This is a genomic window from Micromonospora sp. NPDC047812, from assembly GCF_040704175.1.
GTDB lineage: Bacteria > Actinomycetota > Actinomycetes > Mycobacteriales > Micromonosporaceae > Micromonospora.
On sequence record NZ_JBEYRY010000006.1, the window covers coordinates 269,968 to 292,563 of the forward strand.

Below are 22,596 nucleotides of genomic sequence, written 5' to 3' on the forward strand. Positions count from 1 at the left end.
CCCCGTGGGGGTCGGGCCCGTCGGCGTTGTGTGCGACTACCAACTCAGGTAGCTGGGCTGGGTCTGCACGTTCAGCTCGCGGTAGCGCACGAGGTTCGCCGACCAGGTGCGCCAGTCGGTCAGCTTCAGGACGTCGAGGCCCTTGGTCATGTCGTTGGAGTAGATGTAGCCGTTGTAGTAGTACGCGGACCAGGTGCCGCCGCCGACGAGCCGGTCGGCCGAGAGCGGACCCCGCTCCCAGAACGCGATCTCCTTCGGGTTGGCCGAGTCGGTGAAGTCCCAGACGGAGATGCCGCCCTGGTACCACGCCTGGACCATGATGTCGCGCCCGAGCACCGGGATCAGCGAGCCGTTGTGCGCCACGCAGTTCTCGGTGTCGGCGTTGATCCGGGGGATCTTGTAGTAGCTGCGGAAGACCATCGTCCGGGCGTCACCGCGCCCGGTGATGTCGTAGATGGCGTCCGCGCCCCGCTCCGGTCCGATGGCCTCGGTGCAGGTGGCCGCGCCGCCGCCGCCCAGCTCGTCGGTGAAGACCACCTTGGTGCCGGCGTTGTTGAACGTGGCCGAGTGCCAGAACGCGAAGTTCACGGTGTCCCGGACCCGGTTGATCAGCCGCGGGGCCTCGCGGTTCGAGATGTCCATCAGGATGCCGTCACCCATGCACGCGCCCGCGGCGAGGTCCTTCTCCGGGTAGGCGGTGATGTCGTGGCAACCGGTGGTCGCCGAACCGCCGGGCCGGCCCTCGTAGCCGCCGTCCGGGAAGAGGTTCGGGGAGGCCACCACCGCCGCCTCCGTGGGGGACTTCACCGGCACCTTGACGATGGAGATGGAGTCGTGCGGGGGCTGGCAGTCGGGGAATTCCGCCCGCGGGCTGTACGAGGAGACGTACAGGTAGACGGTCTTGCGGTCCTTGCCCGGCACGAGGGTGTGGGTGTGCGACCCGCAGGCCGTCTCCACCGCCTTGACGTAGCGGGGGCTGGCCTTGTCGCTGATGTCGAAGATCTTGATGCCCTCCCAGGACGCCTTCTCCGTCGCCGGCGCGCTGGTGCTGTTGCAGGAGTCGTCGCTGCGGGAGGAGTCGGTGGAGAGGAACAGCAGGTCACCGTGGACGGAGATGTCGTTCTGCGACCCGGGGCAGTACACCTGCGACACCACCGTCGGCGCGGTCGGCCGGGAGATGTCGTAGACGACGAACCCGTTGTAGTTGCCGGCGAAGGCGTAGCGGCCCTGGAAGGCGAGGTCGCTGTTGGTGGCGTCCAGCGGCGCCTGCTTGGGCAGGTTGGCGACCTGCCGGAGGTTGGGGCTGCTGACGATCTCGTCGACGCCCGGGATGGTGTTGGTGGCGCCCACCGTGCCCGAGGGGGCCGACCGCGTCGCCACGCCGGCACTTCCCGGTGCGGCGGTGGCGACGCTGGCGAGGAGCAGGCCGGCCGCGGCCAGGCTCACGGTGGTGAGCCGCCTGGCCCGCAAGGTGCGGAAACTGGTCATCGGCGACGTCCTTCGCGAGGGGATGGCGATTGTGGACACCCTAACCGTCCCAAGAGTTCCATCGATGTGACGCAGATCACATGAAAGCTGGTCCGTCGATGGATAGCATCGCCATGACCTCTACCGGGGGGAGTGGCCCATGACCCGCCGTCGCGCGCGGACCCTGGCCGTCGTCATATCCGCGTGTCTGTTGGCGGTGGTGGTCGTCGTCCTGTCCCGTTCCGCCGGTGGCCCGACCACGGCGCCGGCGGGACAGGCCGCCGCCGCGACGTCCGTCCCGGCCGGTCCGAGCCGCCCCGCGGTGATCGTTCCCGGTCGGCCCGGCGAGACCGCCGCGGTCCGGCCCGCCGAGGAGATGCGCGACGCCACCACGGCCCGGCACAACTCGATGGACGTCTGGTTCGTCCGGATGATGATCCCGCACCACGCCCAGGCACTGGAGATGGCGGAGCTGGCCGACGACCGCGCCGGCGACCCGGCCCTGCGCGCCCTCGCCGAGCGGATCCGGGCCAGCCAGGGCCCGGAGATCGGCCTGATGCGGGGCTGGTTGCAGGCTCGCGGGCTCTCCACCGAGGGGGACAGGCACGACCACGGCGGCATGCGGGGCATGCAGACGCCCGAGGCCATCCGGCAGCTCGCGGCGGCGCGGGGCGCCGAGTTCGACCGGCTCTTCGTGCGGATGATGACCGAGCACCACCAGGGCGCGGTCCAGATGGCCACGGACCTGCTCAAGGTCGGCGCCGACCTCACCCTGTCGGAGTTCGCCAACTCGGTCGCCACCGAGCAGACCGTCGAGATCGACCGGATGCGCGAGCTGCTGGCCTGAGCCGGGCGGCCCGGCCAAGTTCCGGGGCGGAGTGACCCCCTGACCTGCGGCACGTACGCTGGGTGACCGTGAACCGCACGATCCTCGGCCGCCCCCTGCGCGGCGTGGCCTTCGACGCCTTCGTCTCCGCCACGGTGGCGCTCCTCGGCCTCGCCGGCCTGGCGAACCAGCCCGGCGGCGGCATGGCCACCCTGGTCGGGGCCGCGATGGCGGTGGCGCTGCTGTTCCGCCGGACCCACCCGTCGGCGGTCGCCCTGGTCGTGGCGGCGCTCGCGCTGGTGCAGGTGGTCGCCGGGTGGGGGCCGCTGGCCTTCGACGTCGCCGTGCTGATCGCCCTGTACAGCGTGGTCAAGTACGCCGACCGGCTCCGCGACGGGGTCCTCGCCGGGATCGGCGCCGCCGTCGGGGTGGTGCTGGCCGGCCTCCAGACCCGGGGCGCCATCTCCTGGTGGGCGACGGCGATCTACTACGGGCTGGTCACCGGGGCGGTCTGGCTGGTCGGGCTGAACGTGCGCACCCGCCGGCTCTACGTGTTCAGCCTGGAGGAGCGGGCCGCCACCCTGGAACGGGAACGCGAGGCGGAGGCGCGCGCCGCGGTCGCCGGGGAACGCACCCGCATCGCCCGCGAGCTGCACGACGTGGTGGCGCACAGCATGGCGGTGATGATCGTGCAGGCCGACGGGGCGCGGTTCATGCTCGACCGGGACCCGGAGACCGCCCGCCAGGCGGTGAAGGTGGTCGCCGACACCGGCCGGCAGGCGCTGGAGGAGATGCGCCGGCTGGTCGGCGTACTGCGGGAGCCCGACGCGCCGGACGCGGAGGCCGGGCCCGGCGCGGCGGGTGCGCCCGGCGCCGCCGGGGCGACCGCCGACCCGGCGCACCGCCGGTTGGCGCTGGCGGAGCTGCCCGCCCTGCTCGACCGGTTCCGCGCCGCCGGCCTCCGGACCCGGCACGCGGTCTCCGGCGAGCCGGCGCCGATGCCGCCCGGACTGGAACTGACCGTCTACCGGGTGGTGCAGGAGGGGCTCACCAACGCGCTGAAGCACGCCGGTGTCGGCGCCGACGTCGAGGTCACCGTCACGCACGCCGGCGACGCCGTGCTGGTCCGGGTGGCCGACGACGGACGCGGCCGGCCGCCGGTCAGCCCGGCGCCGTCCGGCGGGCACGGCCTGGTCGGCATGCGCGAGCGGGTCGGCGTGTACGACGGCAGCCTCACCGCGGGGCCGCGACTCGCCGGGGGCTGGCAGGTCGAGGCGCGGCTACCGCTACCGTCGACGTCCCCGACGACGGAGGTGACGGCGGCATGACGGTCCGCGTGGTGATCGTGGACGACCAGGCGCTGGTCCGCGCCGGCTTCCGGATGGTGCTGGACTCCCAGCCGGACCTGGCGGTCGTCGGCGAGGCGATCGACGGCGCCGACGCCCTGCGGCTGCTGGCCCGCGTCGAGGCCGACGTCGTGGTGATGGACGTGCGGATGCCGACCATGGACGGGGTCGAGGCGACCCGCCGGATCTGCCGGGACCGTCCCGCCGGATCGCCCCGGGTGCTGGTGCTCACCACCTTCGACACCGAGGCGGACGCCTTCGCCGCGCTCCAGGCGGGCGCCAGCGGCTTCCTGCTCAAGAACGTCCCGCCGGAGGAGCTGCTGGCGGCCATCCGGGTGGTCGCCCAGGGCGACTCGGTGGTCGCCCCGTCCATCACCCGGCGGCTGCTCGACCGGTTCGCCGGGCAGCTCGGTCCGGGGCCCGCCGAGGACCCCCGGATCGGCCAGCTCACCGAACGCGAGCGGGAGATCCTCCTGCTGGTGGCGCAGGGGCTCTCCAACGCGGAGATCGCCGCCCGGGTGCACGTCGCGGAGGCCACCGTGAAGACGCACGTCGGCCGGATCCTGGCCAAGCTCCAGCTCCGCGACCGGGTGCAGGCCGTGGTGCTGGCGTACGAGACGGGGCTGGTCACCCCCGGCGGCTGAGCCGGTCTACGACCCAGGTCGTACGGGCCCACCCCGTCAGGGGCTCCCCAGGTCGCAGCGGGATCACCACGCGCGGGTGGACGCGGCCGCAGCGGCGGCGCCCATAGCGTCGGAGACGTCCCAGCCACGATCTCCACGGGGAGCTCCACGTGTCCGTCGCACCTCCCGCGCACGCCACCGCCGGCGTCGCGGTCACCGCCCGCGGCCTGTCCAAGCGGTACGGCTCCGGCCAGGCCGCCGTCGTCGCCCTCGACGGGGTCGACGTCGACTTCGCCGCCGGCCGGTTCACCGCCATCATGGGCCCCTCCGGCTCCGGCAAGTCCACGCTCATGCACTGCCTCGCCGGGCTGGATCGGCCCAGCTCCGGCAGCGTGCGCATCGGCGACGCCGACCTCGCCGGCCTCGACGACAAGCGGCTCACCCTGCTGCGCCGCGACCGCGTCGGCTTCGTGTTCCAGAAGTTCAACCTGCTGCCGGCGCTGACCGCGGAGGAGAACATCGTGCTGCCCCTGGCGATCGCCGGCCGGCGGCCGGAACGGGCCTGGCTGCGCCAGGTCGTCACCGCGGTCGGGCTCGCCGACCGGCTGCGCCACCGTCCCGCCGAGCTCTCCGGCGGCCAGCAGCAGCGGGTGGCGGTCGCCCGCGCGCTGATCACCAAGCCGTGGGTCATCTTCGCCGACGAGCCGACCGGCAACCTGGACTCGCGCTCCGGCGCCGAGGTGCTGCGCCTGCTCCGCGAGGCCGTCGACACCCTCGGCCAGACGGTGATCATGGTGACCCACGATCCGTCGGCCGCCGGGCACGCCGACCGGGTGGTCTTCCTCGCCGACGGCCGACCGGTGCGGGACCTCACCGCGCCGACCGCCGAGCGCGTGCTCGACGCGCTCGCCGGCCTCGACCCGGCGCGCGTACCGGCCGCCGGCCGCGAGGCGGTGACCCGGTGATCCGCACGACCCTGCGCCAGCTCCGCGCCGAGGCACTGCGCCTGATGCTCTCCTCGCTGGCCGTCGTGCTCGGCGTCGCGTTCATCGCCGGCACGCTGATCTTCGTCGACGGGATGCGGGCCGGCGCGTACGACCGGGCCGGGGCGTTCGACCGGCACACCGACCTCGCCGTCTACTCCACCACCGACGACCCGCTGCCGGCCGCCCTGGTCGAGAAGGTGCGCTCCCTCGACGGGGTCGCCGCCGCCGAGGGGGAACTGCTCGGCTCCGGCGGTGTCGTCGGCGCCGACGGCCGTCCCGTGCTCGGCTACGCCGTGCTCGCCGCCATCCCCGTCGACGAGGCGCTGCGCTCGTACGACGTGGTGGCCGGCCGGCTGCCCGACCGCCCGGGCGAGGTCGTGCTGGACGCCGCGACCGCCGACGAGGAGGGCTTCGCCCTGGGCGCTTCCGTACGCGTCGGCGGCGGCGGGGGAGCGGCCCGCCCGTACACCCTGGTCGGCACGGTCGACGTGGCCGGCACCGCCCGCGACGTCGGCGGTCCGTTCATCGGCCTGGTCGGCGCGGACGCCCTCGCCGTGACCGGCCAGCGGGGCTACGACCGGATCATGGTGGCCGCCCGGCCGGGCGCGGCCGACGAGGCGCTCGTCGAGCGGGCCGCCGCGGCCGCCGGCGCCGGCGCGACCGTCAAGGACCGGCAGCGCATCCTCGACGACGCCGTGACCGACGCGGTCCGCGACCTCCAGCAGTTCAACATGGCGCTGCTGACCTTCGCCGGGGTCGCCGTCGTGGTCGCCGGCTTCGTCATCGCCAACACCTTCGCGATCGTGCTGGCCCAGCGGACCCGGCGGACGGCGCTGCTGCGGCTGGTCGGCGCGACCCGGGGCCAGCTGTTCCGTGCCGCGCTGCTGGAGGCCGCGCTGGTCGGGCTGGTCGCCTCCGCGGCCGGCGTGCTGATCGGCGTGGCCGTGGCCGGCGGCATGAACCAGGTGCTGGCGCGGCTCGACGCGCCGACCTCCGGCGGGCTCACCGTCACCGGGTCGACCGTGCTGGTCAGCCTGCTCCTGGGCACGGCGATCACGATGGGCGCCGCCCTGCTGCCCGCGTGGCGGGGCACCCGGATCGCCCCGGTCGCCGCGCTCACCGACGCGGCGGTCCAGCCCGCCCGGGGTGCCGGCCGGCTCCGGCTGACCGCCGGGGCGCTGGTCTTCGCCGCCGGGATCGCCGCGCTGGTCGGCGCCGCGTACGCCGTCCAGGTGGTGCTCGTGGCCGCCGGCGGCGTGCTCACCTTCTTCGGCATCGTGCTCTTCGGCCCGGTGCTCGTGCCGGCGCTGGTCCGGGTGCTGGGGTGGCCGGCCCGCAGGCTGTTCGGGGCCACCGCCGGCCTGGCCGTCGCGAACGCCGTGCGCAACCCGCGCCGGATCGCCGCGACCGCCACGGCCCTGGTGATCGGGATCGGACTGGTGTCGGCCTTCGTGGTCGGCGCCCGCAGCACCAAGGACGGCATCGAGCGCAGCGTGGACGCGGAGATCGGGGTCGACTGGCTGGTCACCGGGATCGGCGGGGACCTGCCGGCGCCGCTCGTGGCCGAGCTGCGCGCCCGACCCGAGTTGGCGGTGGTGCACGAGCAGCGCGGCGCCGTCGCCGCCGGCGTGCGGATCCAGGCCGCGCACCCCGCCCTGGTGGCCCGGACGCTGACGGGCGTCGTGGCGGGCGACGTCGACCGGCTGGGACCCGGGTGGGTGCTGGTGCACCGGGAGCTGGCCGAGGCCAGGGGCTGGACGACCGGCTCCACCGTCACCGTGCGCGGCCGGGCGTTGCGGGTGGCCGCGGTCGTCACCGCCGACGGACCGACGCTCGCCGGCAGCTCCGTCCCCGACGGCCACGTGATCGACGTGGTGGACGCCGACTTCGCCGCCCTCTTCCCCGACGAGCGGGGCTACCTGGCGGAGATCGACCCCGCCGACGGGGTCTCCGCCGAGCGGGCCCGGACCGCCATCGAGGCGGTGGTCGCCCGGTATCCGACGGCCAACCTGATGGACCAGGGCGCGTACAAGAAGATGCTCACCGCCACGGTCGACATGCTGCTCGCCCTCGTCACCGCGCTGCTGGGCCTGGCCGTGGTGATCGCGCTGGTCGGGGTCGCGAACACGCTGAGCCTGTCGGTGGTGGAGCGGACCCGGGAGAACGCCGTGCTGCGGGCGGTCGGCCTGACCCGGGGGCGCATGCGGGCCATGCTGGCCGTCGAGGCGGTGCTGATGGCGCTGGTCGGCGCGCTGCTCGGGGTCGGTCTCGGCACCGGAGTCAGCGCCGCCGCGATGGCCCTGCTGGCCCGGATCAGCGGCGACTTCGCCGTGGTGCTGCCGGTGGGGCAGCTGGCGCTGATCCTCGGCGTCGCGGTCGTGGCCGCCCTGGTCGCCTCGGTGCTGCCGGCCCGCCGGGCGCTGTCCCGGCCGGTGGTCGAGGCGCTCGGCGACCAGTGACATCCGCCGGCCGGTCCCGTCGCCCGTCAGGGGGACGGGACCGGCCAGCGGTGCCGGGTCTACAGGCGTTCCACCACCGGGCCGGCGCACCGGTTGCGGGTGTCGAAGACGTACCGGGCGTGCCGGGTCACCAGGTCGTAGTCGAAGTCGTCGTGGTCGGTGACCACCACCACCGCGTCCGCCGCGTGGACCTCCCGCTCGGTCAGCTCCACCACGAGCACGCCGCCCGGGATCTGGTGCGGCTCCGCGTACGGCTCCACCGCCCGGACGTCCGCGCCGAGGGCCTGCAGCCGCCGGGCGACGTCGACGGCGGGGGAGTCCCGCATGTCACCGGTGTTCTTCTTGTACGCCAGCCCGAGCAGCAGCAGCCGGGCCCCGCTGACGGCGCGACCGGTCCGGTTCAACCCGTTCATGATCCGTTGGGCCACGTGCTCGGGCATCTCGTGGTTGACGTCGTTCGCCAGCTCGATGAACCGGAACTGCCGCCCGAGGCGCCGCTTGACCTGCCAGGACAGGTAACACGGGTCGATCGGCAGGCAGTGCCCGCCGACCCCCGGGCCGGGCCGGAACGGCATGAAGCCGAACGGCTTGGTCTCCGCCGCCTCGATCGCCTGCCAGACGTCGATGTCGAGGTGGTGGGAGAGCATCGTCAGCTCGTTGATCAGGGCGATGTTGACCTGGCGGAACGTGTTCTCGATCAGCTTGGTCAGCTCCGCCACCCGGGTGGAGTCCACCGGCACGGTCCGCTCCACGAGCCGGCGGTAGAACCCGTCCACCCGGGCGAGCGCGACCGCGTCCATCCCGGAGACCACCTTCGGGGTGTTCTCCAGGCGCCAGGTCCGGTTGCCCGGGTCGATCCGCTCGGGGCTGTAGCCCAGGTGGAAGTCGCCCGGGCTGCGCAGCCCGCTGGCCGACTCCAGCAGCGGGCGCAGCAGCTCCTCCGTGGTGCCGGGATAGGTGGTGGACTCCAGGATCACGGTGCAGCCCGGCCGCACGTACGGGCCGATGCCGACGCCTGCCTGCTCCACGAAGCTGAGGTCGGGCGTGCCGTCGCGCAGCGGCGTGGGCACCGTGATCACGCAGATGTCGAAGCCCTCCGCGTCGGTGTACGCCGTGCTCGGCCGGTACCGGCCGCTGCCCAGCGCCCGGCCCAGCCGGTCGGCGGGGATGTCCTCGACGAACGACTCGCCCGACGCGAGCCGCTTGACCCGGTCGGAGTCGACGTCCAGGCCGACCACGTCCAGGCCGGCCTCGACGGCCCGCATGGCCAGCGGCAGGCCGACGTACCCCTGGCCGATCACGACCAACTTCTCAACGCTCACCCGGGCTCCCGAGGCAGACGGCGGAAAGAACCTGCTCGGGAGCCTAGAGCGATTTGTGTGCCCGTAAGTCCGGTTTGGGATTATCGGTGCCGGTGGGTCACCGCAGCGTCGAAACAGGATCACGCGCAGCGGCCTCGGGCGGCGGCGCGAAAGCACCGCGGCCCGAGCTGCGGGACCGCGACGTCGCCGGGCGACCGTCCGCCGGAGCCCGGAGCCCGGAGCCCGGGGTGCAGGCCCGGCGCGCCGCGGCTCGCGGCAGGGCAGGCGGTCAGACCACCGGCGGATTGGCCGGGTCGACCGGGGTGGTCTGCGTCTCGGTCGGCTCCGGCGCCGGCGGTGTGGTCTGCGTCGGGGCGGGGTTGCTGGGCGTCGCTGCCGGGGGATCGTCGGTCTTGGTGGGGTCCGGCGACTCCGGAGCCGCCGACCCGCTCGGCTGGGGAGTGACCGGAGGTGCGGTGGCCGACGGCGAAGGGCTGGAGGTGGAGCCGGTGGGCCGGAACGGCCGGCCGGGGTCGACGGGGGCGTCCTCCTGGTCCACCGGCGCCTCGGCCCCGCCGCTCGGCTCCGCGGCCGGGGTGGTCGCCTGCGGAACCTTGACCGCCGGTGCGTCGGCCTCGCTGGTCATTCCGAGCGCCGCGCCGAGCCCGGCCAGCGCCACCAGCACCGCCGCCGCCGCGCCGACCAGGGTGCCACGTCGCCTACGGCGGGCGGCGGTCGCGGCCATCGGCACGTCGGTGCGGGTGCCCGGGTCGACGCCGCCCGCCGCCGCGGCGGCGGGCACCATGGCGGTCGGCGCGGAGGGGTCGGACACGGCGGCGCGGGCCGCTTCGGCCATCGCCGCCGCGCTGCTGAACCGGTCGGCCGGGTCCTTGGCCAGGGCACGGGAGACCAGCGCGCGGACCGCCTCCGGAACGTCGTGCGGCAACTCCGGCGGCTCGTCGTCGAGGTGGCGCACGGCGACCTGGAGCGGGTTGTCGCCGGTGAACGGCGGGCTGCCGCTGAGGCAGCAGTAGGCCACCGCACCGAGGGCGTAGATGTCGGTCGCCCCGGACACCGGTCGGCCGGCGGCCTGCTCCGGCGCCATGTAGAGCGCGGTGCCCGGCACGGCGTTGGTGCTGGTGATGCTGGTGATGTTCGTCGACCGGGCGACGCCGAAGTCGACCAGCACGACGCTGCCGTCCTCCTGCACCAGCAGGTTGCTCGGCTTGACGTCGCGGTGCACGATCCCGCCGAGGTGCGCGGCGTGCAGCGCCTGCGCGACCTGCGCGACGATCGCCATCGTCTCGGCCACGTCGAGACGCCCGGCGGCCTCGATCCGCTTGGACAGCGGCTGACCGGTCACGAACTCCATGACCAGGTAGTCGGCCCGCCCGCCGTCGGGCAGGTCGTCCTCGCCGCTGTCGAAGACCTGGACGATGCCCGGGTGGCGCAGGGCGGCCATGATCCGGGCCTCGGCACGGAAGCGGGCGATGAAGTCGGGGTCGGAGACCAGCGCCGGCAGCAGGACCTTGACCGCGACCTGGCGGCCGAGGACGAGGTCCTTGCCCCGCCAGACGTCGCCCATGCCGCCTGTGGCGACACGCTCGTCCAGGCGGTAGCGACCGCTGAGTACGACCTCCGATGACAACACAGCATTACCGTACCCAGACCGGCGGGGATCGGCGCGCCGCGTGCCGTCGCCCCGACCCGTGCCGCCCGCACGGCGGGGGCGGCGGGACCGGACCCGCCTCGGATACGCTGTGAGCGCCCGTGGACCGTGCGTGACGACATTCCCCCCATGTCCGCCGTGGGCTGGCCGAATGCGCCGCCGCCCGCGCCCACCGAGAGGGCGCAGCGTCCCGGCCGTCCGCGTCGTTACGGCGACGGGCCGTCCGAACGGCTAGATAATTCTCACTCTTTTGCCCATCGGGGCGGGCTTGCCCGATCGACCCGGCGCTCCTAGCGTTAGCCCGACTCGGGCCCGCCCCACGGCGTCGCCGCGGCACCTGCGCCACCGGCCGTGCCGCCACGGCAGGAGTCCAGACGTAACGTCCGGGCGACGCGGTCCCGGGCGTGATCAGGTCAGCGGGGGGCTGAGGGTGCGGGATCAGGTCCGTTTGCCGGACCGTGCTTGCCTCGCGCACGTCCGGGTCGGCGTGCGCCGCCTGCGCGTGTCCACGGGACGGAAGCGGCGACCCCATGGCGGGTGAGCTGAACGAGGCTGTCGTGGCGGCCCAGGCCGGCGACGAGGACGCGTTCCGCTTCCTCTACCGCAGCCTCCAGCCCGGTCTGCTCCGGTACCTGACCGCCCTGGTCGGCGCGGACGCCGAGGACGTCGCCTCGGAGACCTGGTTGCAGGTCTCCCGCGACCTGCCCAGCTTCACCGGTGGCGAGTTCCGGGCCTGGACCGTCACCATCGCCCGCAACCGGGCCATGGACCACCTGCGCCGGCAACGCCGCCGCCCCTCGCTGCCCGTGCCGGTGCAGGCGCTCGCCGAGCTGGCCGGCGACGCCGACACCGCCGAACGGGCCGGCGAGACGATCGGCACCGAGGCGGCGCTCGCGCTGATCGCCACCCTGCCGCCGCGCGAGGCCGAGGCCGTCCTGCTCCGCGCGGTCGTCGGGCTGGACGCCGAGACCGCCGGGCGGGTGCTCGGCCGCCGGCCCGGTGCCGTGCGTACCGCCGCCCACCGTGGGTTGCGCCGGCTCGCGGCCCTGATGGAACGCTACGACCCGAGCCGGTCGCCGACCACCCCCGAGGCCGCCGCGCCGCCCCGACCGCGGAACGGCCGGCGGCAGCCGTCGCACGCCGAGCCGGCGGACGGTTGACGTGAGGGGATTCAGGATGTTCTTCCGCCGGACCGAGCGGCCCGCCGACCGCGGCGCGTCCGACCGGCTCCTCGACGCCGCCCGTACGCCGGACACCGAGGGGTCCGACCCGCTCGCCCGGCTGCTCTCCGCCGCCGCCGCTCCCGCCCGCCCCGGCGAGTTGGCCGGGGAGGAGGACGCCGTGGCGGCCTTCCGGGCGGCCCGTGCGGCCGGCCCCGCCGCCGGGGGCACCCCGTCGCCGCGCCGACGCCGGTTCACCGCCGGCGCCGTGGCCTGGGGCGCGGGGATCGCGGTCACCGCGACCGCGGGCGCCGCCTTCGCGGCCGTCACGCTGGACCGGGCCGACGACCCGCCGCCCCGCCCCGCCACCCCGTCGCCGGCGGCCCCGGCGGCACCCACCACCACGGACCCGCACCGGGACGGACCGACCGGAGACACCGGTGGCCGCCCCACCGGGACCCCGGCCCGCTCCTCCGCCGCCGCGACCTCGGGCGCATCCGTCCCCGGCAGCACGGCCGGCGACGCGCCGGGGACGCCGCAGCAGCGCACCGAACAACTGCGCGGACTCTGCCGGGCATATCTGGTCAAGAAGCCGGCGCAGCGGGAGAAGGCGCTGGACAGCCCCTCGTTCGCCCACCTGGTGACCGCGGCGGGCGGCCGGGAGCAGGTCGAGGGCTTCTGCGGGGAACTGGTGCCCGAGGCGGCGGCGAAGGCGTCGCCGGACAAGCCGGAGAAGGGGCCGACCCCGACCCCGGCCGGCTGACGTCCTCGCGGTCGGTCCCGGCCGCTGATTCTCCCGGCCCGCGCGGCGGGCCGGGAGACCCGTTTCCGCTGCACGTTCCGGTCTGTCGCGCGGAATTCGTCTGCTAGACAGAAGTGGGTGGGGCCACCGACGCCCGCGCCGATGACGGTGGGTGGCGTTACGGTGACACGGAACGGAAGTCGGCCGGAAGGGGGCCCATGCCGTGGTGACGTCGCCGGAGCTCGATCGGACCACCGTCCTGCGGGAGTCCGCCGCTGCCGAGGGCCACCTCGCGCGCATCTGCTTCAAGACCGGCCCGCCGACCCGCACCGGCGTCGAACTCGAATGGACCGTGCACGACGCCGCCGACCCCGCCCGCCCGGTCGATGGCGAGCGGCTCCGGGCGGCCCTGGGGCGGCACAGCCCCCGCAGCCTCGACAGCGCGAGTCCCGCCGAGCCGCTCCCGCACGGTGGCGCCGTGACCGTGGAGCCCGGCGGGCAGTTGGAGATCTCCACCGCGCCACGCACCTCGCTCGCCACCCTCATCCACGCCACCGACGGCGACATCGCCGCGCTGAGCGGCCTGCTCGACGCCGCCGGGCTGGTCCTCGGACGCAGCGGCATAGACCCGCACCGGCCGCCCCGCCCGGTGGTCGAAGGCCCCCGCTACCGCGCCATGCGCCACGTCTTCGACCGGCGCGGCCCGGCCGGCCGGACGATGATGTACAGCACCGCCGGCCTCCAGGTCTGCCTGGACGCCGGGGAGCCGGAGCACCTGCCGGAACGCTGGGCGGCGGTGCACGCGCTCGGGCCGCCCCTGCTGGCCGCGTTCGCCACCGCCGACCGGCACGCCGGGCGCAGCACCGGCTGGGCGTCCGCCCGGATGGCCGCCTGGTACGGCATCGACCCGGCCCGCACCCGTCCGGTGTGGACGCCGGAGACCGACGCCGACCCGGTCACGGCCTGGACCAGGTACGTCCTCGCCGCGCCGCTGCTCTGCGTCCGCGGCGACGGCCCGGACTGGACGCCGCCGCCGGGGATCACGTTCGCCGACTGGGTCGACGGGGCGCTGCCCCGGCCGCCCACCACCGACGACCTCGACTACCACGTGAGCACCCTCTTTCCGCCGGTGCGACCCCGGGGCTACCTGGAGCTGCGCTACCTCGACACGCAGCCCGGCCGGGGCTGGGTGCTCCCGCTCGCGGTGCTGGCCGTCCTGCTCGCCGACCCCGGCACGGTCCGCGCGACCCGCGCCGTCGCCGGGCCGGTGGCGCACCGCTGGCACGCCGCCGCCCGCCACGGCCTGCGCGACCCGGCGCTGGCCGCCGCGGCGGCGGACCTGTTCGACCTGGCCCTCGCGGCCCTGCCCCGGCTCGACCTGCCGGCGGCCCTGCACGACGACATCGACCGAGGCGTACGGCGGCGGCGGGACGCCGCGGGGAGGAGTCACCGGTGACCGGAGCGACCACGCGCCGGGCGGGCCCGGAGCAGCTGCGCAGCCGGATCGCGGCGGAGCTGGAACGCACCCGCGCCCGCACCGCCCTGCTGACCGAGGCGGTCGACGAGGCCGACCTGATGCGGCAGCACTCGCCGCTGATGTCCCCGCTCGTCTGGGACCTCGCCCACGTCGGCAACCAGGAGGAACTCTGGTTGGTCCGGGACGTGGGCGGGCGCGAACCCGTCCGGCGGGACATCGACGACCTGTACGACGCGTTCAAGCAGCCCCGCCGGGACCGCCCGACGCTGCCGCTGCTGCCCCCGCAGGAGGCCCGCGCCTACCTGCTCACCGTCCGGGACAAGGTGCTCGACCTGCTGGACCGCGTCGCGTTCACCGACCGGCCGCTGGTCGCCGACGGCTTCGCCTTCGGCATGATCGTGCAGCACGAGCAGCAGCACGACGAGACGATGCTCGCCACCCACCAGCTGCGTGCCGGCCCGGCGGTGCTGCACGCCCCGCCACCGCCGGAACCGACGGCCCGGGTCGACGCCGAGGTGCTGGTGCCGGCCGGCGAGTTCACCATGGGCACCGACACCGACCCGTGGGCCCTGGACAACGAGCGCCCCGCCCACCGGGTCCACCTGCCGGCGTACGCCATCGACGCGGCGCCGGTGACCAACGGGCGGTACCGCGAGTTCATCGCCGACGGCGGCTACGAGGACCCGCGCTGGTGGAGCCCGGCCGGCTGGCGACACCGTCGGGAGGCGGAGCTGGTCGCGCCGATGCACTGGCGACGCGACGGCGACGGCTGGGTCTACCGGCGGTTCGGGCGGTGGGCGCCGGTGCGCGACGACGAGCCGGTGGTGCACGTCTGCTACCACGAGGCGCAGGCGTACGCCGCCTGGGCGGGCAGGCGGCTGCCGACGGAGGCGGAGTGGGAGAAGGCGGCCCGCTGGGATCCGGTCACCGGCCGCTCCCGTCGCTACCCCTGGGGCGACGACGATCCCACCGCCGAGCACGCCAACCTGGGCCAGCGGCACCTGTGGCCCGCCCCGGTGGGCGCCTACCCGGCCGGCGCCTCGCCGCTGGGCGTGCACCAGCTCATCGGCGACGTCTGGGAGTGGACCTCCACGCCGTTCCGGGGGCACCCCGGCTTCACCGCGTTCCCCTACCGCGAATACTCGGAGGTCTTCTTCGGCGACGACCACCGGGTGCTGCGCGGCGGGTCGTTCGGCACCGACCGGGCCGCCTGCCGGGGCACCTTCCGCAACTGGGACTTCCCGATCCGGCGGCAGATCTTCAGCGGCTTCCGCTGCGCGCGCGACGCCCGGCCGGAGGAGTCGCAGCCATGAGGACGGGGCCACCGGACGGCCGGGTCGCGCACGGACTGCGCTCCCTCATTCGGGGCCCACACCGGGACGGCCCCGACCCGGGACCGGGCGGCGCCGGGGGCCGGCCGCCGGGCCACCGCGCCGCCGGGCCGGGCGGTGCCGCCTGATGTGCCGCCACCTGGCCTACCTGGGGCCGCCGGTCACCCTGCGGGAGCTGCTGTTCGACCCGCCGTACTCCCTCGTGCGGCAGTCCTGGGCGCCCCGCGACATGCGTGGCGGCGGGACGATCAACGCCGACGGCTTCGGCGTCGGCTGGTACCCGGGCGACGGTGAGCCGGTGCGCTACCGGCGGTCGCAGCCGATCTGGAGCGACCCGACCATCGCCCAGCTCGCGCAGGTCACCTCGGCCGGCGCGGTGCTGGCCGCCGTCCGCTCCGCCACGGTGGGCATGGCGGTCCTCGACGGGGCCGCCGCCCCGTTCGCCGAGGGGCGGTGGCTGTTCAGCCACAACGGGGTGGTGCGGGGCTGGCCCGACTCGATGGTCCCGCTCGCCGCCACCCTGCCGGTACGCGACCTGCTCACCCTCGACGCGGCCACCGACTCGGCACTGCTGTGGGCGCTGGTGCGGCACCGGCTGCGGGCCGGCGTGAAGCCGGCGCGCGCGATCGCCGAGACCGTGACGGCGGCGGCCGGGGCCGCACCCGGGTCCCGGCTCAACCTGTTGCTCACCGACGGGCGCACCGTGGTGGCCAGCGTGGCCGGGCACGCGCTGTCGATCCGCGCGACGCCGGCCTCGGTGCTGCTGGCGTCCGAGCCGCACGACGACGAACCCGGCTGGCAGGCGGTGCCGGAGGGGCAACTGGTGGAGGCCACCGCCACGGGGGTACGCGTCCGCGCCCTCGCCGAGGTCTGACCGCCGGCCGACAGGGACGTTCCACCCGACGACGAAGGGGATGACATGAGCGCGGAGCCGCTGGAGATCCACCTGGAGGAGCAGGACCTGGGCCGCAGCCTGCGGGAGGACGTCCGCACCGGCCTGACGGCCGAGGAGAAGTGGCTGCCCCCCAAGTGGTTCTACGACGCCCGCGGCAGCGAGCTGTTCGAGGAGATCACCCGCCTGCCGGAGTACTACCCGACCCGGGCCGAGCGCGCGGTGCTGGTCGAGCGGGCGGCCACGATCGCCGAGTTGACCGGGGCGAAGACGCTGATCGAGCTCGGTTCGGGTTCGTCGGAGAAGACCCGGCTGCTGCTGGACGCCTTCACCCGCCGGGGCGGGCTCGGCACGTTCGTGCCGCTGGACGTGTCGGTCAGCGCGTTGCGGCAGTCCACCGCCGAGATCGCCGCCGACTACCCCGGGCTGCGGGTGCGCGGCATCGTGGGGGACTTCACCCGCCACCTGGACCGCCTGCCGACCGGCGGACGCCGGTTGGTGATCTTCCTCGGCGGCACGATCGGCAACCTCCTGCCGGCCGAGCGGGCGCGGTTCCTCGCCGCGATGCGGGCCGCGCTGGAGCCGGGGGACTGGCTGCTGATCGGCACCGACCTGGTCAAGGACCCGGCGGTGGTCGTGCCGGCGTACGACGACGCGGCCGGGATCACCGCCGAGTTCAACCGCAACGTGCTGCGGGTGGTCAACCGGGAGCTGGGCGCCGACTTCGATCCGGCGGGGTTCGCCCACGTCGCGCTCTGGGATCCGCAGCGCGAGTGGATCGAGATGCGGCTGCGGGCGCGCCGGCCGATGCGCGTACGGGTGCTCGACCTGACTGTCGACTTCGCCGAGGGCGAGGAGCTGCGCACGGAGGTGTCGGCGAAGTTCCGGCCCGAGGGGATCGCCGCCGAGCTGGGCTCGGCCCGCTTCGCCGCCCACGCCTTCTGGACCGATCCGGACGGCCTCTTCGGCGTCACCCTGGCCCGCGCCGAGTGACCGGTGGCCCGCGCCGGGCGACCGGGGCCGGTCGCCGGCGGGTGAGCATCTTCACCCGCCGGGGCCGGGCCGACCGGTGATCGGCTACGCTGGGCGGCGCGAAGGGGAGTAGCCCCCAATGTCGTGGTCGACACACTGGTGCGTTCCGCATCCGGCCACGCGGCCTCGTCATCCGAGGCGGGCGAGACCTTCGACCCAGGCTGTTGCAGCCGGGTCGAGGGCGCCCCCGTACCTCCTCCCGGCTTGATCCGGAAGGATGTCATGGAAGGTTTCCTCGTCGCGCTGGTGGTCAGCTTCGGCGTTATCTTCGTCGCGGAGCTGGGGGACAAGTCCCAGCTGATGGCCCTCACCTTCGCCACGCGCTTCAAAACCGTGCCGGTCCTGATCGGGATCACCGTCGCCACCGCCGTGGTGCACCTGGCCTCGGTGGCGATCGGCTACGGACTCGGCGCCGCGCTGCCGACGGAGTGGATCTCGCTCGTGGCGGGCGTGGCGTTCCTCGGCTTCGGGGCCTGGACCCTGCGCGGTGACACCCTCACCGAGGAGGAGAAGCGCAAGGCCGAGAAGACCAGCAAGTCCGCCATCGTCGCGGTGTCGGTCGCGTTCTTCCTGGCCGAGCTGGGCGACAAGACCATGCTCGCCACCATCACCCTCGCCACCCAGTACGGCTGGTTCGGCACCTGGCTCGGCTCGACGATCGGCATGGTGGCGGCGGACGCGCTCGCCATCGTCGTCGGGCGGATGCTCGGCCGGCGCCTGCCGGAGAAGACCATCAAGTACGGCGCGGCGGTGCTCTTCGCGATCTGCGGGCTCTGGCTGATCCTGGAGGCCGTCACGCAGCTCACCTGACGCCGACTACCGCCGGGCTGGCCGGGTAACGCCAGCGGATGGGCGTCGAGGAGATCCTGCGCCACGGCTACCAGGCCCTGGTCACCGCGGTGGAGGTCGCCGGGGCGGTGGTGATCTTCGTCGGGGCGGCGTGGGCGGCGCTGCGGTTCGTGGTCGAGGGACTGCGGCGCCGCAGCGCCGCCGTGTTCACCCCGATCCGGCTCTCCCTGGGGCGGTTCCTCACCCTCGGGCTGGAGTTCCAGCTCGCGGCGGACATCCTGCGTACGGCGGTCTCGCCGACCTTCGCCCAGATCGGCCAGCTGGCGGCCATCGCCGCGATCCGGACCGCGCTGAACTACTTCCTGGGTCGGGAGATCCGCCAGGAGCAGCAGCAGGTCCGGGAGTCGGAGCGCGCCGGGTGATCCGTGCCCTGGTCACCGCCACCACGGCCCTCGCCGCCCTGGCCGGGCTGTCGGTGCTGCTCGGCACGGGCTCCTGGCGGTGCGCGATGCGGGTGCTGCTGGACCTGCTGACCGCCGCGGGGCTGCTGCGGCTGGCCGGCGGCCAGGGCTGGACGGCCCTGGCCGCGGCGGCGGCGATCGTCCTGCTGCGCCGGCTGCTCTGGGCCGCGCTCACGGCCGGCGCGCCGGCCGGACCGCCGGGGCGGGGCCGCAACCCGCCGGCACGGGCTCCGGACGCGGCCGGATGATCGACGCCGGGGCCCGCCACCAGCAGCGACGGCAGGCCCGACGACCACGGCGTTCGGCGCGCCGGCCGGCTCAGCCCTGCCCGCGCTGGTAGACGTCCGGCACGCCGTCGCGGTCGGCGTCCACCTGCTCCGCCGCCGCGATCCGCCGGTAGGCGGCGTTGCGCCGCACCAGCACGACCGTGGCGAGCAGCGCGGAGATGACCGAGCCGGTCAGCACGGCCGCCTTGACGTTGGCGTCGGCGGTGCTGCCGGGGCCGAACGCGAGTTCGCCGATCAGCAGGGAGACGGTGAACCCGATCCCGGCGAGCAGCGCCACGCCGAGCAGGTCCGTCCACGTGATGTCCTCGTCGAGCTGCGCCCGGGTGAACCGGGCGAGCAGGAACGTCGAGCCGAAGATCCCGACTGCCTTGCCGAGTACCAGGCCGGCGACGACGCCGATCACGATCGGGTCGGTGACGACGGCCCCCAGGTCGGCGCCCCGCAGCGACACTCCGGCCGCGAAGAACGCGAAGATCGGCACGGCGAAACCGGCCGAGACCGGGCGCCAGCGGTGCTCCAGGTGCGCGGCGAGCCCGTGCGCGTCGCCGGCCCTGCCCCGCACGACGGGCACGGTGAAGCCCAGCAGGACGCCCGCCACGGTGGCGTGCACCCCGGAGGCGTGCATGAGGACCCACGCGGTGGCCGCCAACGGGATCAGCGCCCACCACCACGTCCTACGCCGCTGCACGAGCAGGCCGAAGAGGCCGATGAGGGCCAGGGAGGCGAGCAGCGGCAGCGGGCTGAAGTCGGCGGTGTAGAAGATCGCGATGATGGTGATGGCGAGCAGGTCGTCGACCACCGCCAGGGTCAGCAGGAAGGCGCGTAGGCCCTGCGGCAGGTGGGAGCCGATGACGGCCAGCACGGCGAGGGCGAAGGCGATGTCCGTCGCGGTGGGGATGGCCCACCCCCGCAGCCCTTCGCCGCCGGCGGCGAGGTTGATCCCGAGGTAGATCAGGGCGGGCGCCGCCATGCCGCCTACCGCCGCGACCACGGGCAGCGCCGCCCGGCGCGGATCGCGCAGGTCGCCCGCGACGAACTCGCGCTTGAGTTCCAGCCCGACGACGAAGAAGAAGATCGCCAGGAGGCCGTCGGCGGCCCAGGCGGCCAGGTCCAGGTCCAGGTGCAGGGCCGCCCCGCCCGACCAGGGCACCCACGCGCCGAGGGCGGCGTAGGAGGACGCCCAGGGCGAGTTGGCCCAGAGCAGCGCGATCACCGCGCCGAGCAGCAGGAGGCCGCCGCCGACGGTCTCGGTCCGCAGCACGTCGGCCAGGAACCGGGCCTCCGGCCAGGACGTACGCGAGAAGAACCGGCGGGGCGGTCGGGGGCGGTCGGCGTGCGGGGCGCGGTCGGTCATGCGCGGGATCCACCTTGTCTCGGGCAGCAGGGGTCGTCGCCGACCAGGCTTCCCGGCACACCGTCACCGACCCTATCCAGCGTTGCCGTGACCGGCGAGTGGGGACGGGCGATTGCCGGCCGCGTCACGTCCGGTCGGTCTCTCCCGCCACCCGGGACCCCGTCCGCCCGTTTGTCCCGTGGTGGCTCGGGGGCGAATGTCAAGGGTGAAAACAGATAACTCGGGACATAAGGCGTATGAGTCGCTTTAATGGTTTCACGAGATTAAGTCGACCTTGGGGGTTTTCGTGAAGTTCTTTGGCGTTACCGGCCTGGTACGGAGGCGCGCCTGATGGACCTGTACCGCCAACTCCGCCTCGTGCGCCGGCACTGGTGGATCGTGCTCCTCACCGTCATGGTCGCGCTCGGCGTCACGGCCCTCGTCACCGTCCGGGCGCAGCCCCGCTACGTCGCCTCGGTGACCTTCTTCGTCACCACGCCCAGCCAGGGCGTCACCGACGCCTACCAGGGCGGTCTCTTCCTCCAACAGCGGGTCAAGTCGTACGCGGAGTTGCTGACCAGCGACCGCCTGGCGCAGAGCGTGGTCGCCGAGGCTCCGGTCGGGCTCACCGCCGAGGAGGTCCAGCGCCGGGTCAGCACCTCCACCGAGACCGGCACCGTGCTGCTGCGCGCGTCGGTGACCGACACGGACCAGAACCGGGCCCTGAAGGTCACCGAAGTGCTCTCCGCGAAGTTCGTCGAGCTGGTGCAGAAGGTGGAGACGACGTCGGACGGCAAGGCCGGCCCGATCAGGATCGAGGTGGTCAGCGGGCCCCGGGTCACCCCGACGCCCGTCTCGCCGCAGCCGGTCCGCAACTTCGCCGTCGGTACGCTGCTCGGCCTGCTCGCCGGCGTGGGCCTGGCGATCCTGCGCGGGGTCGCCGACGTCCGCCTGCGCGACGCCGCCGGCCTCCAGCGCACCACCGGCAGCCCGCTGCTCGGCGAGATCCCCTTCGAGAGCACCGCGAGGTCGGAGCCGTTGATCGTCGGCGCGGCGGCGACCTCCGCCCGGGCCGAGGCGGTCCGCAAGCTGCGTACCAACCTGCGCTTCGTCGACGTGCACGAGCCCGCCCGCGTCATCGCGGTCACCAGTGCCCTCCAGGGCGAGGGCAAGACCACGCTCTCCTGCAACCTGGCGATCGCGCTGGCCGAGGCCGGCTGGCGGGTGCTGCTGGTCGACGCCGACCTGCGCCGCCCGAAGGTCGCCGACTACCTGGGGCTCGACGCGGGCATCGGGCTCACCGACGTCCTGGTCGGCGACGTCCAGGTCGGTGACGTGGTGCAGCGCTGGGGCGACAAGTCCCTGCTGGTGCTCCCGAGCGGCTCGGCGCCGCCCAACCCCAGCGAGCTGCTCGGCTCCAAGGCGATGGCGGACCTGCTGCTCGCCCTGCGGGAGTCCGCCGACATCGTCATCATCGACACCGCCCCGCTGCTGGCCGTGACCGACGGCGTGGTGGTGGCCGTGCAGGCCGACGGCGCGCTCCTGGTCTCCCAGCAGGGTCGCACCTCGCGCAGCCAGGTGGCGCAGGCCGCCCGCGCCCTGAACTCGGTCTCCGTCCGGCTGCTCGGCTGCGTGCTGAACATGGCGAAGGTGGCCAAGGCGGAGGCGTACCAGTACGAGGCCTACCGGGTGGTCGCCGCCGCCGCGACTCCGGACGTGCCGGCCGACGCGGCTCCGTCCGCCCGGCACGCGGAGCGGATCGACGGGGTCGTCAGCGACCGTACGCAGGAACTCACCCGGCTGTCGCGATGAGCGCCGCGAGGGGCCGCATCGACCGTTCGATCTCCTCCGCGCAGCGTCGGAAGTCGGCGGCGGTGCCGCCGATCGGGTCGCGCAGGTCGTCCGCGTCGGGGGTGGCGGGTTGCAGCCGCCCCCGGGCGCGGGCGGCCGCCTCGACCGCCGCCCGCAGGGGAGCGTCGGCCGGGTCCGTCGTCGGGTCGGCGGCCGCGGCCAGCCGGCCGAACTGGCGGAGGGTGAACGTCCGGTGCAGCGCGGCCGGCGCGAGGGCGGTGCACACCGAGCGCTGGCGGCGCGTCGCGGCCAGCACCAGCGTCGCCCCGATCAGGTGCTCGCGGCGCAGCCGGCGGCTGCGGAAGTCGGTGGGGTCCCCGCCGGTCTCCGCCGCCAGGTCCGCCGCGTACGGGTGCATGGGCAGGTCGTCGACGGCGTCCGTGCCGGCGCTGGCGACCGTCACCGCGCGCCCGGCCAGCAGGCGACGGGCGATGTACTCGGCCATCGGTGACCGGCACAGGTTGGCGTGGCAGACGAACAACACCCGGTCGACCATGCGGACCCCTCTCGTCGGTGCCGTCGCGGGCGGTGGCGCCGCGGCGGCCGCCGGCCGGCGGAACCGGC

The 22,596-nt window shown here is 74.7% G+C and carries 20 protein-coding genes; 15 read left to right on the forward strand and 5 right to left on the reverse strand.

Annotation, left to right across the window (positions count from 1 at the left end):
- Nucleotides 1-36: 36 nt before the first annotated feature.
- On the reverse strand, nucleotides 37-1,488 hold the full coding sequence (locus AB0883_RS23135) for a hypothetical protein (RefSeq protein WP_366643281.1): 1,452 nt from the start codon (nucleotides 1,486-1,488) through the stop codon (nucleotides 37-39).
- 139 nt (nucleotides 1,489-1,627) lie between these two features.
- On the opposite strand from AB0883_RS23135, the gene AB0883_RS23140 reads away from it, so the two are divergent.
- The 5 genes from AB0883_RS23140 to AB0883_RS23160 all read left to right on the forward strand — a co-directional run bounded on the left by AB0883_RS23140 (nucleotide 1,628) and on the right by AB0883_RS23160 (nucleotide 7,707).
- Nucleotides 1,628-2,314 carry a DUF305 domain-containing protein gene (locus tag AB0883_RS23140; protein WP_366643282.1) on the forward strand — a complete coding sequence of 229 codons (687 nt, stop codon included), beginning with the start codon at nucleotides 1,628-1,630 and terminating at the stop codon, nucleotides 2,312-2,314.
- A 62-nt stretch (nucleotides 2,315-2,376) separates the two neighbouring features.
- Entirely contained in the window at nucleotides 2,377-3,621 is a 1,245-nt protein-coding gene (locus AB0883_RS23145) for a histidine kinase (RefSeq protein ID WP_366643283.1), read from the forward strand.
- Nucleotides 3,618-4,283, forward strand: coding sequence for a response regulator transcription factor (locus AB0883_RS23150; protein ID WP_366643284.1), 666 nt, complete (start codon nucleotides 3,618-3,620; stop codon nucleotides 4,281-4,283). The genes AB0883_RS23145 and AB0883_RS23150 overlap by 4 nt, the downstream gene beginning before the upstream one ends.
- Nucleotides 4,284-4,432: 149 nt before the next feature.
- The gene (locus tag AB0883_RS23155) at nucleotides 4,433-5,227 is read left to right on the forward strand and encodes an ABC transporter ATP-binding protein (RefSeq protein ID WP_366643285.1); all 795 of its coding nucleotides are present in this window, start codon (nucleotides 4,433-4,435) and stop codon (nucleotides 5,225-5,227) included.
- A complete protein-coding gene (locus AB0883_RS23160) occupies nucleotides 5,224-7,707 on the forward strand; it encodes an FtsX-like permease family protein (protein WP_366643286.1) in 2,484 nt (827 codons plus the stop codon). Before AB0883_RS23155 ends, AB0883_RS23160 begins: the two co-directional genes overlap by 4 nt.
- 59 nt (nucleotides 7,708-7,766) lie before the next feature.
- Here AB0883_RS23160 and AB0883_RS23165 read toward each other — a convergent pair whose 3' ends face one another.
- Nucleotides 7,767-9,029 carry a nucleotide sugar dehydrogenase gene (locus tag AB0883_RS23165; protein WP_366643287.1) on the reverse strand — a complete coding sequence of 421 codons (1,263 nt, stop codon included), beginning with the start codon at nucleotides 9,027-9,029 and terminating at the stop codon, nucleotides 7,767-7,769.
- 268 nt (nucleotides 9,030-9,297) lie between these two features.
- The gene (locus tag AB0883_RS23170) at nucleotides 9,298-10,659 is read right to left on the reverse strand and encodes a protein kinase (protein WP_366643288.1); all 1,362 of its coding nucleotides are present in this window, start codon (nucleotides 10,657-10,659) and stop codon (nucleotides 9,298-9,300) included.
- Between the two features lie 548 nt (nucleotides 10,660-11,207).
- Between AB0883_RS23170 and AB0883_RS23175 the strand changes: the two genes are divergently transcribed.
- The 9 genes from AB0883_RS23175 (at nucleotide 11,208) to AB0883_RS23215 (ending at nucleotide 18,809) form a co-directional block, all read left to right on the forward strand.
- A complete protein-coding gene (locus tag AB0883_RS23175) occupies nucleotides 11,208-11,837 on the forward strand; it encodes an RNA polymerase sigma factor (protein WP_366643289.1) in 630 nt (209 codons plus the stop codon).
- A 16-nt stretch (nucleotides 11,838-11,853) separates the two neighbouring features.
- Nucleotides 11,854-12,600, forward strand: coding sequence for a hypothetical protein (locus AB0883_RS23180; protein ID WP_366643290.1), 747 nt, complete (start codon nucleotides 11,854-11,856; stop codon nucleotides 12,598-12,600).
- A gap of 202 nt (nucleotides 12,601-12,802) precedes the next feature.
- On the forward strand, nucleotides 12,803-14,035 hold the full coding sequence (gene egtA / locus AB0883_RS23185) for an ergothioneine biosynthesis glutamate--cysteine ligase EgtA (protein ID WP_366643291.1): 1,233 nt from the start codon (nucleotides 12,803-12,805) through the stop codon (nucleotides 14,033-14,035).
- On the forward strand, nucleotides 14,032-15,369 hold the full coding sequence (egtB, locus tag AB0883_RS23190; protein ID WP_366643292.1) for an ergothioneine biosynthesis protein EgtB: 1,338 nt from the start codon (nucleotides 14,032-14,034) through the stop codon (nucleotides 15,367-15,369). The genes egtA and egtB overlap by 4 nt, the downstream gene beginning before the upstream one ends.
- 145 nt (nucleotides 15,370-15,514) lie before the next feature.
- The gene (gene egtC, locus AB0883_RS23195; RefSeq protein ID WP_366643293.1) at nucleotides 15,515-16,261 is read left to right on the forward strand and encodes an ergothioneine biosynthesis protein EgtC; all 747 of its coding nucleotides are present in this window, start codon (nucleotides 15,515-15,517) and stop codon (nucleotides 16,259-16,261) included.
- Between the two features lie 45 nt (nucleotides 16,262-16,306).
- Nucleotides 16,307-17,272: an L-histidine N(alpha)-methyltransferase gene (gene egtD, locus AB0883_RS23200; RefSeq protein WP_366643294.1), complete on the forward strand. Its 966-nt coding sequence runs from the start codon at nucleotides 16,307-16,309 to the stop codon at nucleotides 17,270-17,272.
- A 261-nt stretch (nucleotides 17,273-17,533) separates the two neighbouring features.
- A complete protein-coding gene (locus tag AB0883_RS23205; protein WP_366643295.1) occupies nucleotides 17,534-18,121 on the forward strand; it encodes a TMEM165/GDT1 family protein in 588 nt (195 codons plus the stop codon).
- A gap of 38 nt (nucleotides 18,122-18,159) precedes the next feature.
- A complete protein-coding gene (locus tag AB0883_RS23210) occupies nucleotides 18,160-18,522 on the forward strand; it encodes a DUF1622 domain-containing protein (RefSeq protein WP_366643296.1) in 363 nt (120 codons plus the stop codon).
- Nucleotides 18,519-18,809, forward strand: a complete 291-nt coding sequence (locus tag AB0883_RS23215; protein WP_366643297.1) for a hypothetical protein — start codon at nucleotides 18,519-18,521, stop codon at nucleotides 18,807-18,809. The genes AB0883_RS23210 and AB0883_RS23215 overlap by 4 nt, the downstream gene beginning before the upstream one ends.
- A 70-nt stretch (nucleotides 18,810-18,879) precedes the next feature.
- On the opposite strand, the gene nhaA is transcribed toward AB0883_RS23215, so the two are convergent.
- Entirely contained in the window at nucleotides 18,880-20,202 is a 1,323-nt protein-coding gene (nhaA, locus tag AB0883_RS23220) for a Na+/H+ antiporter NhaA (RefSeq protein ID WP_366643299.1), read from the reverse strand.
- A gap of 330 nt (nucleotides 20,203-20,532) precedes the next feature.
- Between nhaA and AB0883_RS23225 the strand changes: the two genes are divergently transcribed.
- Nucleotides 20,533-21,993 carry a polysaccharide biosynthesis tyrosine autokinase gene (locus AB0883_RS23225; protein WP_366643300.1) on the forward strand — a complete coding sequence of 487 codons (1,461 nt, stop codon included), beginning with the start codon at nucleotides 20,533-20,535 and terminating at the stop codon, nucleotides 21,991-21,993.
- Here the strand turns inward: AB0883_RS23225 and AB0883_RS23230 are convergent.
- Nucleotides 21,974-22,528 (reverse strand): low molecular weight phosphatase family protein, encoded by a 555-nt coding sequence (locus AB0883_RS23230; RefSeq protein ID WP_366643301.1) that lies wholly within the window; start codon nucleotides 22,526-22,528, stop codon nucleotides 21,974-21,976. The genes AB0883_RS23225 and AB0883_RS23230 overlap by 20 nt on opposite strands.
- Nucleotides 22,529-22,596: the final 68 nt, after the last annotated feature.